Origin of the sequence: Pseudidiomarina marina, assembly GCF_044807045.1 — a bacterium.
Classification (GTDB): Bacteria; Pseudomonadota; Gammaproteobacteria; order Enterobacterales; family Alteromonadaceae; genus Pseudidiomarina; species Pseudidiomarina marina.
Genome location: NZ_CP085233.1, coordinates 652,152 through 665,076 on the forward strand (window position 1 = coordinate 652,152; position 12,925 = coordinate 665,076).

Here is a 12,925-nt window from a genome sequence, read left to right on the forward strand (position 1 = left end):
GTAGCTCTGAGGGAAAGATATGGAGCAATCTAAACGAAAGAAGTACGGTGACGCTCAGAACGTAGCACTCGCCTCGCAAGCCCGTAACGTTTGCCCGCTATGTGACACTCCGCTTTTTTATAAAAAGGGTGGGAAAAGCTTCAAAGCTTATGAAATCGCGCACATCTATCCCCTAAACCCATCAGCGGAAGAGGTCGAGCTTCTTAAAAACGAAGAGCTTATGAACCATGATGTGAATCACGAGGATAACCTCATACCTCTGTGCCAGAGCTGCCACGGGAAATTCGATAAGCCACGTACCGTAACCGAATATCGACACCTGCTTGAGATTAAGAAACGTTATATATCCCGGTCTGGGCAAGAATTTTTGTGGGCGGAGCACAACCTTGAGGCCGAAATTCAAGAGGTTATTGAAGCCCTTTACGAAGAGAACTTTGTCGCGGAGTCGATCATTGAAATTTCATATGAGCCGTCACAGATCGATGACAAAGTGGACGATACGATTAGCCGCCCAACAGTTCGCAAGATTAAGAACAATGTTACAGACTACTTTACTTCTGTGAAATCGCACCTGTCGGAAATCGATAAACAAAGTCCGGGCTTTTCCGACATAGTGTCTCTCCAGGTTAAGGCTTACTTTCTGAAGCAGAAGCAGTTGGGACTTGAGCAGCAAGCAATCTTTGACAATATGGTTTCTTGGGTAAATATCAAGACAAAACCAAGGAGTATTGATGCTGCAGAAATTCTTGTCTCTTTTTTCGTACAAAATTGCGAGGTGTTTTGATGATCACCCCTACAAAGTTCACTTCACTCAACGAAAGCGTCCTTGGTAAAGCGCCAGTAATACTTCAGGCATTGGATGCCAGCATGTCAATACACAAACTATACAGCCTTGTTGAAAAGCGTTTTGAAGATGCGGGTGAGTTCTTATACGCGATCGATGTGTTGTATGTCTTAGATGCAATTCAAGTTGATTTAGTTACCGGGATGGTGCACAAATGTTGAAATCGATATTCTGCGAGAAGTTCTGTAAGAAGACCCTCAATTTTACGAGGGGTCTGAATGCAGTAGTCGGTGATGACTTGGCAACCAACTCGATCGGTAAGTCTACTTTGTTGATGCTGATCGATTTTGTGATGGGTGGAAGTGATTTTCTAGAGCATAATCAGGATGTCGTGGCCGAACTTGGACATCATGAATACAGATTTACTTTTGACTTCGGAGGACGGTGTCATTACTTTCGGCGAGATACTGGCATGCCTGATATCGTACATCGATGTAATGAAGCTTGGGACGTGCTAGAAGCCCTAACTATTCAGGACTATCGCAACCACTTATTGAATTACTACGGCTTAGGTGATCTTGGGCTGTCATTCAGGCAGATGTGCTCTCCTTTCTCTAGAATCTGGGGCAAACATAATCTCACTCCTTCAAGGCCCTTAGAAGCGCACATTAAGCAATCTGCGACAGAGTCCCTGTATCTTGCCCTCAAGTTGTTCAAGAAGTACGGCGAAGTTGAAGAGTTGGAGACTTCACTAAAAAGTATCACCGCGAAAATCAGTGCGCTCAGTAACGCATTTCGTCAGAACGTTGTCACCAAAATCGGAAAGAAAAAATACAAGGAGAACGTCGCACATATCTCCCAGTCATCTAAGGAGCTTGATAGTATCCGTTCCGATCTTGCATTGTACGCAACCAATTTACGTGAGCTAGCGAATAAGGAAGTTGCAGAGATTAAAGCGACCAAGGACGAGCTATTGGGCTCCCGCTCGCGCGTTGCCAGTAGGTTGAAGAGAGCATCCAACTCATTAATGGAAAGCAAGCACATTCAAAGCAAGAGTTTTGAGGCGTTGAAGAAATTCTTTCCCGCACTCGAAAGCGAGAAGCTGGCTTCTGTCGAGGAGTTCCATTCGGATATCGCAAGAATATTGAGGAAGGAAATTCTAGAGAGCGAACGTTCTTTGAAGGATGAATTGTATCGTATTGATATGGCTCTTTCCAAGCTGGATGCGCGTCTTCGAGAAATTTTGGTTGATGTAGAAAACCCGGGCCTGATTGTCGATAGAGTTTATGAATTGTCCAGAAAGATCAGAGTATTTCAGCAAGAAAACGAATATTACGACCAAACCAACACGTTGAAGACCGAGTCACAAGACTTAAAGAAGTCGCTGGAGACGAAGCGGACTTTGGCGCTGTCAAAAATTGCCAGAATAATAAATGATGAGCTTTCAACGCTAGCTCAAGTGATATATCAAAACAGCCAGAAGAGTCCTTACCTATCTTTTACTTCAACAAATTATGAGTACAAGATTTATGAGGACACTGGAACAGGAAAGGCTTACGGAAATCTGATTCTCTTTGACCTCGCAGTATTTTCGACTACAGAGCTACCGTTTCTGATACACGATTCAGTACTATTCAAAAACGTAGAGAACAGAGCTGTCGAGCGGATAATTGAGCAATACTCTGAATTTGATCGTCAATCTTTCATCGCAATCGATGAGGTTTCCAAGTACAGCGCTTCTATGGGGAAAATTGTCGAGGAGGCAGCAGTCGTCCACCTTTCGGATGATCACGTGTTATATGTCAAGGATTGGCGCCGGCGCGGCGCCCTCTGATAAGTGGCTATTGGCGGACGCACCTAAGCTGACACTCGGCATGCCGTTAAGTCAAACTTTAGATATACAGAAGACTTAATTGAGCCAGCCGAACAAACGGAAAAGCTGAATCGCTTAAAGCTTCATTTGGTGGGTATGGGGTTTAATGCGAGGTTTCTAGAAGTAAGAGTGGTTCGAGGGCCTTGTTGACTTAGCTACGTAGTATGGAAAGCAGAATTCACTTACTCACGAAAAGTGGTGGGTAAGCTGGTTGGTAGTTTTTCATTCTGAGCCGGCTATATCTAAACAATCTAATTAACATTAATGGCTTGTGTTTTATATTCAATATTAAGATCCAGAATATAAATTGACGAAAAAGCGACAATGTCAAAACAACAGACGGACTTTTGTTGCTTGTGTTTTGAATTCACCACAACTAGGTTGTTTATCAAAACAAAACCTGGCACTTTATCTCAAGCAGATTGCAGCTTGGGATGAAAGGCAATGAAAGAAGGATTTTACGAGCTCTTAAAGAACGAAAATCTGGAGCAAGCCATCACTGAATCAGGACTTAGCCAGATCAGTGAAAAGTTAGATATAAAAACAAGTAGCCGCCATTTGGCTGAAGTTATAACTGAAGAAATCTCGAATGCTTTAGCCGAGTTACAGCATAATGGCGGCTCGGACGATCAGAAGCTATTACGTCAACTAGAAATTCTCAACGAGCTTTTGGTTTATACGCGAAACTTTGCCAAGTTAGAGCCCGTATCGCCTTACCAAAGTCCCCCTGAAGTTCTACGCGCATTGCACCATCCCGAAAAGCCACCCGAGTTGCCGCAAGTAGGCATGGCGCAGCCCTGGCTTTTCACTTCAGGTAAAGATTCGCCAGCACTTTTTCATGAACTCAAAGCTGAACTGTCCAGTTGCCAGCACGTCGACATCCTCATGAGCTTTATCACGATGTCTGGAGTTCGAAAAATTATCAATTTGCTTCGCGACATCACAGCGGTTGATGCACAGCAACAATCCAGAACTAGCCTTCGAATTATTACCACAACATATACTGGTGCGACGGATCTCAAAGCGGTTAAATTGCTCGCCGAATTGCCCAACTGCGAAGTGAAAGTATCCTTAGATGGTCGCCGTAATCGGCTTCACGCAAAGGCTTGGATTTTTGAGCGTGACACAGGCTTCGGCTCAGCATACGTGGGCAGCGCCAACCTTTCCGGAGCTGCCCTAATGGGCGGGTTAGAGTGGACGGTCAAATTTACCGAAAAAGGGCAGAATTTCTTATATCAACGAGCACGAGCTCACTTTGAAACACTCTGGCAAGACGATGAATTTCAAACATTCGATCCAAACAACGAAGTTCACGAAAATGAGCTGCGCACGGCTTTGGCGCGTGAAAGCGGTAAAAGAGATTATGGCGAAAATGTCATTACAACGTTCTTCGATATTCAGGCCAAGCCATTCCAGCAGATCATTCTAGACCAGCTCGAAAACGAGCGTGCTCACAATCGTTTTCGGAACTTATTGGTCGCCGCCACCGGCACTGGCAAAACCGTTATGGCCGCTCTAGACTACAAGAGAATTTGTAAACAGCTAGGCGGTCAACCGCGGTTATTGTTTGTGGCGCATCGTAAAGAAATTCTGCAACAGTCGTTACAAACATTCCGGCATGTCATGAGAAACAGCAATTTCGGAGATTATCTCGCTGATGGGCATGAGCCAGATTCTTACACGCATTTGTTCGCCACTATTCAGAGTGTGAACAGTCGAGAGCTCGTGAAACAGTTGGGTGATGATTACTGGAATATGGTGATTATTGACGAATGCCATCACATTGAAGCTCGGTCATTCAGGACGCTCATAGAGCACTTAAAACCCAAATACTTACTTGGTCTTACCGCTACGCCCGAGCGTGTGGATGGGCTTAATATTCTGCAGCACTTTGATTTACGGCCGGATGGTACACCATCTGCGCAAATGCGCTTATGGCATGCGTTAGAGCAGCAGTTACTTGCACCGTTTGAGTATTATGCCTGTGCCGATGGAATGGATTATTCAAACGTCAACTGGCGCGGCGCAAGTGAAGCTTCGCAGTTAGATAATCTTCTAACCGGAGAAACAAGTCGCGCTCGAGCGGTACTTCGCGCCTGGGATGAGCAAGTCAGTGATATTTCTGAATGTCGTGCATTGGCGTTCTGTGTTTCTATTGCACACGCTGAGTTTATGACTAGGTTTTTTAATGAGAACGGCGTTAAAGCGGCGTTAGTTACGGGGCAAACGTCGTCTCAAGAGCGCAAAAGCCTGCCAGCCAAGCTAGAACGGCACGAAATCAATGTCATAGTGACTGTTGATCTCTATAACGAAGGTGTTGATTTACCTTTTGTGGATACGTTGTTACTGCTGCGCCCAACACAGAGCGCAACGTTATTTCAGCAGCAAATTGGTCGTGGGCTTCGTCTTTTTGAAGGCAAAGATAGCTGTTTGATCTTAGATTTTGTTGGTCAATACTCAGAAGATTTCCGGTTTGATGTTTTATACAGCTCGCTCACCGGGTTATCTAAGCGTGAAATTATTGAGGGAGTTGAGCAAGGGTTTGGTAGTCTCCCACCGGGTTGTTACTTGCATATGCAAAAACAAGCGAGGGACCAAATTCTTACGAGCTTACGTTATGCGGTTAACCTCAACTGGCGACGTTTGCAAACAGAACTAACCAGCTATCGCGCGCGGCACGGTGCGCAAGAATTACATTTGGCTGAATTTGTTCGAGAGCAAGCGTTGGAGTTTGAAGATATTTATCGCAACAACAGGATTTCAGGCTGGACTCGTTTAAAACGTGATTCGCAACTTATTGATGGCGAACCGACAGATCTCGAATTAGATCTCAATCGTCGTTTCAAAAACGTATTGCATATTGATGATCCTGACTATTTAGCTGTAATGCGCTCCATCGGAAATAGATCGTTAAGTAGCGATGAGTTTTCTCGCAAGCGTGCGTTGATGCTTGCCTATCAAATTTGTGGCGGGCAAGGTGTACAAACAGTCAATGGGTTCTTAAATGATTTAGAGCAAACACCTGAGTTGTTAAAAGAACTTGTTGAACTCGCTGACGCTTTGGATGCGTCAACAAATGAACAGTTCAAACCTTTGCCGGAACTTGAAGCTTCAGGTTTGAAGTTACACAGTGCCTATCAGAATCGAGAAATTATGACTGCTGTTGGTTACCATACAGAAACGCACTTTGCAGCGGTTCGAGAGGGCGTTTGGCGAGACCAAGAGGCAAAACTGGAGCTGATGTTTGTTACGCTCGATAAACAGAACGCCATTCATGAGGGCGTGGCCTACGATGACTATGCTATTAGTCGTGAACTGTTCCACTGGCAATCTCAAAATACTGCAGCACCGCATACGCAAGCAGGTCGTCGATATTTAGAGAGCAAAGAGAACGGTTGGTGCTTTCAGTTATTTGTTCGTTTGAATAAACAGACACCATACCGAGCATGTGGGCCAGTTGATTTGGTGAAAAGTGAGGGGGCACGGCCAATGAGTATAACTTGGCGGTTAAAATATCCACTAACCGCGAAGTTATTTCAGGAGTATTCAGTTGCTCGTTAAGCCACTACCAATCCTGCAATTGCTGAACTTGTTTAATCCGATCACGCTGCACCATCATGGCTTCAAAAACATCATCGAAACTCATATGGCCTAACGTTAAATCGGGTAATGCAAACATCGCTTGCGTGAAAAATTCGCGGTCATGTTCATGCCAAGCTTGCTGCCACCAATCAATAATGTAGTCGCGAGAATGCATGAAGCGCTGTCGCGTGGGCAACTTATCCGACTTCGCTGAGTTAATCGTGGTTTTTGTCGGCAACAAATTCCATAAATCGTTATTGGGCCATCGCGCAAATGGAAATGCGTGGTCAACCGCATATGCGCGTTTGCTGAGTTTGGTGCCGCTCCAGCAACAATCAACGTGTTGTAAAGCCGCTACACGGCTGCGCACTCGTGCGGTGGAACGTTCTGGGTTCTCCCAGCGTAACGCTTGCAAGTAGTCAGCTTGGGTGTAGGCTTTGGGGTGCTCACGGTTGTAATTCGCCATGAGATTAACCCATTCGTTTATTAATGCTGGCTCAATCCACACACTGAAGTCAGTTAGTACGTTCCAAATACTCAGCGGTACATAAAATGTGCCAAGCGATTTCAAAAACTCATTGTCTATTACTAAGCTACTTTTTGGCGGCGTAGTTCTCGCCAAATCGACAAGAAATACTTCATTGTTCGTGCCGGGTAACGTGATGTATTTCGCCGGCATATTCTTTATCGTGCTCGCGATGTCTTTCAGCGTTCGATACAAACTACGTGCTTCTTGTTGGTCAAAAACACATCGGCCGATATAAAAATCATTGGCGTTGTAGTTCGTCAGTGTTTCCCAACCGGCGGTTTTGACAAAGCCAAGATTGCCGCTACTGCCTTGTTTCATGGAAAACGTATCAATCAGCGGCTTATAGAGTTTGAACCAATACAGCCCGACCAAGCCCATCGGTAAAGCAACATGTGTTTTTGTGCGCTCAATAACAGCACCTGGGTGACCCTCAGCAATTCGCAATAGCGAGCGCAACAAAGCCACTTTATAGGTGGACGACTTGCTGTCGTTAATCACGATATTTCGAATCAGTGGAAATGCACCGGTGCCGTCATCGGGCAATGTGAGTAAAACCGTTTCCCACTGCACATCTTGACGCCCGAGCTGATCTTGGCGGTTGTTCAGTAGCTTGAAAACTAAACCTTGTTGCTGTGCATATTGCTTCAGCTCATCTGCGGATACGGCATGCATGGTGCGGCTATCAGGGCTTTCGCCATGACGCAGTGAAATCACCATTTTACCGTTAGGTTTTAGCATTGAACTGAGTTTACGAAAGGCACGCTGGCGCGAAGATGGCGCAATATGCATCCAAACGGCGCTAAGTAAAATCAGGTCGAATTTCGTTGCTTGGCGTTGAACGTGGGTCAGGTCGGGTAAGCTATCGTTAATCCAATGAATCGACGGATTCGGATGATACTGCTGCGCACGTTCGCGAATGCCATCGGCGGGTTCTACGGCATAAACCGTCAGGCCACGTTCAGCGAGGTAACGCGCATCACGACCAGAACCGGCGCCGACATCAAGCACAAATCCCTCGGCGGGAACTAAATCAAGCCAATCGCTATGCACTTGCTCAAAAGCAAGGCTGTCATATTGCTCGGCAAGCTGCTCCGCGTTGCGGGTGTAGTAATAAATCGTGTCATCCATTTGTACGCTATTGCTCATCCTGTTGTGCGCATAGGCTTACTATAATGGCATCACAACCGCGCGGTCAAAAAATCAAGCGTAGCGCGCATGGCTGCACTCAAATGCTGCCGATGGCGATAAACCGCATGTACCGGCGTTGGTGTCGGTAAATAGTCTTCCAATAGTGGCACTAACTGCCCGTTGGCAAGCTGCTCAGTCACCTGATACCGAGGTAAATACGCGATACCGAGCGATGCCAACAAACCTTGCTTCAGCGCCGCATTGTTGTTGGCGTTCATCGGGCCCTTCACGCGCACGGTTATTTCCTGATTGTTTTCGAGGAACGTCCAGCGCCTATCCACCACATGTGAGCTGTGACTCAAACAGGGGAAGTTTGTTAGTTCTTGCGGGTGTGCTGGCGCGCCATGCTTTTCTAAAAATTCTGGCGTAGCGACCACCACTAACGGTAAGTCATTTAAACGCTTGGCAATCAACGAAGAGCTCTCCAGTCGACCACAGCGAATCGCAATATCCACCTGTTGTGTTACGAGATCCAAGCGTTTGTCGTCGAGTAATAGGTCGATGTTGATATCAGGGTATTGCTGAAGGAGCTCAGGAATTAACGGTGCTATTTGCACGCTGCCAAAGGTTACCGGCGCGGTGATGCGAATTAAGCCGCTTGGTGTATTGCGGAAACTTCCCAAGTGCTGATCGGCGGCCTCAACCTGGCTCATCATTTCACGGCAATATTCGTAAAACGCGCGGCCCTCAATGGTCACTGCCATGGTTCGTGTGGTGCGTTGCAAGAGTCTTAAATTCAGCTCCTGCTCAAGTTTCTTAATCGCTTTACTCACAGCACCTTTAGAAATGCCAAGGTGCTCAGCCGCGGCAGTAAACGATTGTTGCTCGACTACGGTGGCATAAATGGCCATATCGGCTAAGCGGTTCAGCATGAGAAGCCTCTTTAACTAGCTATTGTTTCCTAAAAGAAACAATGAATTTAATTTTTGCTATCTAATCATTTATTTTGGAAACAGTATACTCCTTACATCGAATACAACCTAACGTTTTGGAGTGTCAGCCATGAAAACCTATTCACTTGTTGTCCGTCAGTTATCTGAAAGTATCCACTATATTCAAAACCAACTTCGTTTGCCGTTGGTGTCACAAAGCGCAGCATGTGCTGAGTTCGAATTAGCCGATGATTCGCGCTTAGCGGTTTGCTCATCGTCGGTAGCGAATGTTACTAGCCGATCAGCAACATGTTTGCCATTAAGTAAGCGTTTACTTTCAGCATTGGAACGCAATGGCGGTTTGTTCAGTCGTCAATTCGGGATGAGTGCCGCACGCGATTGTGAGTTACCAGTTCGTTTGCGCGTGCCTGGTCATTCTGATGTGGTGTTATGCCGAGAGTGCGTCACTGAGCCGAAAACTGAAAATAGCTCGCATTCATCTTTCTGGTCAGGATTGAATAAAGTGTTTGCTGACTTGGCAAGCCATCATGGTTACAGGATGTAACCCGAACGAAACAATGAGTCGATTCACTTCGCGCTCGTTGATACAAAAACTTACACACTAAAATTGAGCATCCGCACCCACCTCCCTATGATGGTTAAAACAACATCAATAGAGAGGTGACGCATGCATCACACCAACGAGCTGCAAGTAAAACTCTACGAAGGCCTTGTGCTGCTGTCCTTGCACGACGAAAAGGGTACGTCGGAAGGATGGTATATTGAGTACACCGTGGCGGCGGCTGTGCTGGCTGAGTTGTTGTTAGCCAAACGTATTCAGGTGAGCGACGACAATAAAGACAAAATTGAGGTGCTTGATGCTTCGCCAACGGGTGATCAAGTTATGGATGAAGTGCTGCAGAAAATTGCAGACAAGAAGCGTCCGGATACCCTCAAGAACTGGGTGATGTCCATCGCCAACATTTCCAAATTGAAGCACAAAGTTGCTGAGCAATTGGTGGCTGATGGCATTATCAAAAGCGATGAAAAGAAAGTGCTGTGGATTTTTACCCAGAAAATCTATCCCGAAGTGAACCCTGAACCCGAACGTCATTTACGTCACGAGATGCGCCGGTTGGTGCTGGATAAGCCATTAGAAATTGACCCGCGCGTGGCGCTGATGGTGGCGCTCGCGAAAAGTGCCTACCTTTTAAAAGATGTCTTCAACAAAGAAGAGCTGAAAACTCACAAAAAGCGCATTGAACAAATTGCTAAGGGCGAAGAGCTCGGCGCTCTAACGCAAGATGTGATTGATGCGGTGCAAGCCGCGGTGATGGTTGCCGTCATGTTGCCAGCGATGCTCGCTGCAACAACCGCATCAACATCAAGTTCCAGCGGCTGTTAACACCTCGCCGCAGAGTTGCGGCGATTCACCCCAAGAGCTGGCGCGTAAATAGACCACTCAGTCAGTATGGTGCTAAGCTAAGGTCACTATAACAATAAGGAGACAACCGATGTCTGATTTAAAAATGAAGCACTTAGCTTTAGCGGTGACGCTGGCGCTGAGCGCAGCGGCATGTTCTGAAGCGCAGAAACCAGAAGCGACAGCACCTGCTGCAGAAACCCAAGCGGCAAGCACGGCTGCGGTGACCGAGGCGGAAATCCAGGCCGAATCTGAAAAAGCCAACAAGCTGTTCGAAGACATTTTCATGGAAAATGTCATGCGCAGCCCAATGTACCAGTCGTACTTGGGTATTAAGCAAGACCAAGATAAGTGGGACGACATTTCTGAGCAGGCGTCTGAAGAAGAGCTAGCGCTTCGAAAAGAGCATCTTGCGAAAGTGAACGCGATTGACGAAGCCAAGCTCGACGAGCAAACCAAGATTAGTTTGATGTTGATGAAGCAGGGCTTAGAAGAGGATATTGCTGACCACAAATGGCGTCACTATAACTACCCTGTAAACCAAATGTTCGGCATGCACTCAAGCGTGGTGTCGATGCTGATCAACCAGCACCGCATTCAAGAAGTCGACGATGCCCAAGACTATATTGCGCGTTTGAACGGCTTACCAGAACTGTTTGAGCAGTTAGCAGATAACCTTCGCTTGCGTGCTGAAAAAGGCATTATTGCGCCGAAGTTTGTGTATCCATACGTGATCAGCGACAGCCAGAATATTATTTCAGGCGCACCATTTGAAGACGGTGAGCCAAGCGTGCTACTCGAAGATTTCACCAAGAAAGTAGGTAACCTTGATATTGAAGAAAGCCAATATCAAGAGCTAACCAGCGCGGCTGAAAAAGCATTAGTGGAATCGGTGAAACCAGCTTACGAAAGCTTGATTGCGACGGTTGAAGATATCGCGGCACAAGCTGACACCAAAGACGGCGCATGGAAATTCCCTGATGGTGAAGCGTTCTACAACAATGCGTTGAAACGCACCACCACCACTGACTTAACCGCTGAAGAAATTCATGAAATTGGTTTGAGTGAAGTGGAGCGTATTCACAACGAAATGCGTGTGATCATGGAAAAAGTCGGGTTTGAAGGCACGTTGCAAGAGTTCTTTGTACACATGCGTAACAACCAAGACTTTATCTACCCAGACACCGAAGAAGGTCGTCAGCGTTATTTAGAAGAAGCAACGGCGTATATCGACAACATGCGTGAGTTTTTGGATGAGTTGTTTATCACCAAGCCAAAAGCCGACATGATTGTAAAAGCGGTTGAACCATTCCGTGAGAAATCAGCCGGTAAAGCGTTCTATCAGCAGCCGTCAATGGATGGCACACGTCCAGGCGTTTACTACGCGAACTTGTACGACATGGCTTCTATGCCAACCTATCAAATGGAAGCTCTGGCCTACCACGAAGGTATTCCAGGTCACCACATGCAAATTGCGATTCAGCAAGAGCTTGAAGGCATTCCATCGTTCCGTAAGTTCGGTCGCTACACCGCGTACAGTGAAGGCTGGGGCTTGTACACCGAATTATTGCCAAAAGAATATGGCTTCTACAAAGACCCATACTCAGATTTTGGCCGCTTAGCGATGGAGCTATGGCGCGCGGTTCGTTTGGTTGTTGATACGGGTATTCACGCGAAAAAATGGACTCGTGAAGAAGGTATCGATTTTTACGTAACCAATACGCCAAACGCTGAAGCCGACGCGCGCAAAATGGTTGAGCGTCATATCGTGATGCCAAGCCAAGCAACAGCATACAAAATCGGTATGTTGAAGATTCTTGAGCTGCGCGAGAAAGCGAAAGCTGAGTTAGGCGACAACTTCGATATTCGTGAATTCCACGATGTGATTTTGGCAAACGGTCCGTTGCCGCTCAATATTCTTGAGCAGTTTGTGGATGACTACATTCGCGAGACTAAGAACGCCAGCTAATATTACTTTTTTAAAAGGTATTAGTTCCTAGTCTCGCAATAAAAACAGCCGTTCAGTTGTATCAATTTTGGCGCAACTGAGCGGCTTTTTCGTTAATTTGGAACGGAGGCTTCTATGTGCGGAAGGCTCAATGTTGTCACTGACCCTTTATGCCAGCTGGTAACTGAACAGCTTGGCCTGAAATTTCATGCGCCCACCAATCAAGATTTGCGACCTACCCAGCAGGTGGAAGTGATCACCACAACCCAGCGTCACGATTTGTTGCATCAACTCAGCACAGAATGGGGTATTCAACCGAGTTGGGCAAACCGAATTCTCATTAACGCACAGGCCGAGACGGTTGCAACCAAACGTACCTTTCAATTGGCGTTTAAGCAGCATCGTTGTGTGGTGCCGTGTAGCGGTTGGTATGAATGGCAGCAACAAGAAGGGCAATCGCGCAAAACCAAGTACTTGTTCAGCGAAGCGACCGGTCAGCCGTTGTATATGGCTGGTATTTACTTCCCACATGTCGACTCGCGCGCACAGCTGGTGACTTTGACCACGGCGCCGACTGAACAATGCGCAGCGTATCACCATCGCATGCCTTTATTGATTCGTCCTACTGAAGTTGAGTTTTGGCTCAACAGCCAAGCAGAAGCATTAACGCCCCTGCTTGCAGCTCCAGAAGATATCGCTTTGAACGTTGTTGCGCGTTAGGTGATG

The 12,925-nt window shown here is 46.5% G+C and carries 10 protein-coding genes; 8 read left to right on the forward strand and 2 right to left on the reverse strand.

Annotated elements, in window-relative coordinates:
• Nucleotides 1–19 precede the first annotated feature (19 nt).
• The 4 genes from LG272_RS03145 to LG272_RS03160 all read left to right on the forward strand — a co-directional run bounded on the left by LG272_RS03145 (nt 20) and on the right by LG272_RS03160 (nt 6,218).
• Nucleotides 20–784, forward strand: a complete 765-nt coding sequence (locus LG272_RS03145; RefSeq protein ID WP_404409622.1) for an ABC-three component system protein — start codon at nt 20–22, stop codon at nt 782–784.
• Entirely contained in the window at nt 784–1,005 is a 222-nt protein-coding gene (locus tag LG272_RS03150) for an ABC-three component system middle component 7 (RefSeq protein ID WP_404409624.1), read from the forward strand. Before LG272_RS03145 ends, LG272_RS03150 begins: the two co-directional genes overlap by 1 nt.
• On the forward strand, nt 999–2,618 hold the full coding sequence (locus tag LG272_RS03155) for a DUF2326 domain-containing protein (protein ID WP_404409626.1): 1,620 nt from the start codon (nt 999–1,001) through the stop codon (nt 2,616–2,618). Before LG272_RS03150 ends, LG272_RS03155 begins: the two co-directional genes overlap by 7 nt.
• 483 nt (nt 2,619–3,101) lie before the next feature.
• Nucleotides 3,102–6,218: a DUF3427 domain-containing protein gene (locus tag LG272_RS03160; protein WP_404409628.1), complete on the forward strand. Its 3,117-nt coding sequence runs from the start codon at nt 3,102–3,104 to the stop codon at nt 6,216–6,218.
• A gap of 4 nt (nt 6,219–6,222) precedes the next feature.
• On the opposite strand, the gene LG272_RS03165 is transcribed toward LG272_RS03160, so the two are convergent.
• Together LG272_RS03165 and LG272_RS03170 are read right to left on the reverse strand one after the other, a co-directional pair.
• On the reverse strand, nt 6,223–7,914 hold the full coding sequence (locus LG272_RS03165; protein ID WP_404409630.1) for a methyltransferase domain-containing protein: 1,692 nt from the start codon (nt 7,912–7,914) through the stop codon (nt 6,223–6,225).
• Nucleotides 7,915–7,946: 32 nt separating this feature from the next.
• Nucleotides 7,947–8,828, reverse strand: a complete 882-nt coding sequence (locus LG272_RS03170) for a LysR family transcriptional regulator (RefSeq protein ID WP_404409632.1) — start codon at nt 8,826–8,828, stop codon at nt 7,947–7,949.
• 130 nt (nt 8,829–8,958) lie between these two features.
• Between LG272_RS03170 and LG272_RS03175 the strand changes: the two genes are divergently transcribed.
• The 4 genes from LG272_RS03175 to LG272_RS03190 all read left to right on the forward strand — a co-directional run bounded on the left by LG272_RS03175 (nt 8,959) and on the right by LG272_RS03190 (nt 12,919).
• A complete protein-coding gene (locus LG272_RS03175; protein WP_404409634.1) occupies nt 8,959–9,393 on the forward strand; it encodes a hypothetical protein in 435 nt (144 codons plus the stop codon).
• A gap of 123 nt (nt 9,394–9,516) precedes the next feature.
• Complete coding sequence (locus LG272_RS03180; protein WP_404409636.1) at nt 9,517–10,233, forward strand: GPP34 family phosphoprotein; 717 nt, start codon at nt 9,517–9,519, stop codon at nt 10,231–10,233.
• A gap of 109 nt (nt 10,234–10,342) precedes the next feature.
• Nucleotides 10,343–12,220, forward strand: coding sequence for a DUF885 domain-containing protein (locus tag LG272_RS03185; protein WP_404409638.1), 1,878 nt, complete (start codon nt 10,343–10,345; stop codon nt 12,218–12,220).
• Between the two features lie 114 nt (nt 12,221–12,334).
• Entirely contained in the window at nt 12,335–12,919 is a 585-nt protein-coding gene (locus LG272_RS03190; protein WP_126760068.1) for an SOS response-associated peptidase, read from the forward strand.
• Nucleotides 12,920–12,925 lie beyond the last annotated feature (6 nt).

What these genes read in the sequence shown, in the direction of transcription:
- LG272_RS03150 (WP_404409624.1), top strand. Translation starts at nt 784, where the DNA reads ATGATCACCCCTACAAAGTTCACTTCACTCAACGAAAGCGTCCTTGGT.
- LG272_RS03175 (WP_404409634.1), top strand. Translation starts at nt 8,959, where the DNA reads ATGAAAACCTATTCACTTGTTGTCCGTCAGTTATCTGAAAGTATCCAC.
- LG272_RS03155 (WP_404409626.1), top strand. Translation starts at nt 999, where the DNA reads ATGTTGAAATCGATATTCTGCGAGAAGTTCTGTAAGAAGACCCTCAAT.
- LG272_RS03190 (WP_126760068.1), top strand. Translation starts at nt 12,335, where the DNA reads ATGTGCGGAAGGCTCAATGTTGTCACTGACCCTTTATGCCAGCTGGTA.
- LG272_RS03165 (WP_404409630.1), bottom strand. Translation starts at nt 7,914, where the DNA reads ATGAGCAATAGCGTACAAATGGATGACACGATTTATTACTACACCCGC.
- LG272_RS03180 (WP_404409636.1), top strand. Translation starts at nt 9,517, where the DNA reads ATGCATCACACCAACGAGCTGCAAGTAAAACTCTACGAAGGCCTTGTG.
- LG272_RS03185 (WP_404409638.1), top strand. Translation starts at nt 10,343, where the DNA reads ATGTCTGATTTAAAAATGAAGCACTTAGCTTTAGCGGTGACGCTGGCG.
- LG272_RS03170 (WP_404409632.1), bottom strand. Translation starts at nt 8,828, where the DNA reads ATGCTGAACCGCTTAGCCGATATGGCCATTTATGCCACCGTAGTCGAG.
- LG272_RS03145 (WP_404409622.1), top strand. Translation starts at nt 20, where the DNA reads ATGGAGCAATCTAAACGAAAGAAGTACGGTGACGCTCAGAACGTAGCA.
- LG272_RS03160 (WP_404409628.1), top strand. Translation starts at nt 3,102, where the DNA reads ATGAAAGAAGGATTTTACGAGCTCTTAAAGAACGAAAATCTGGAGCAA.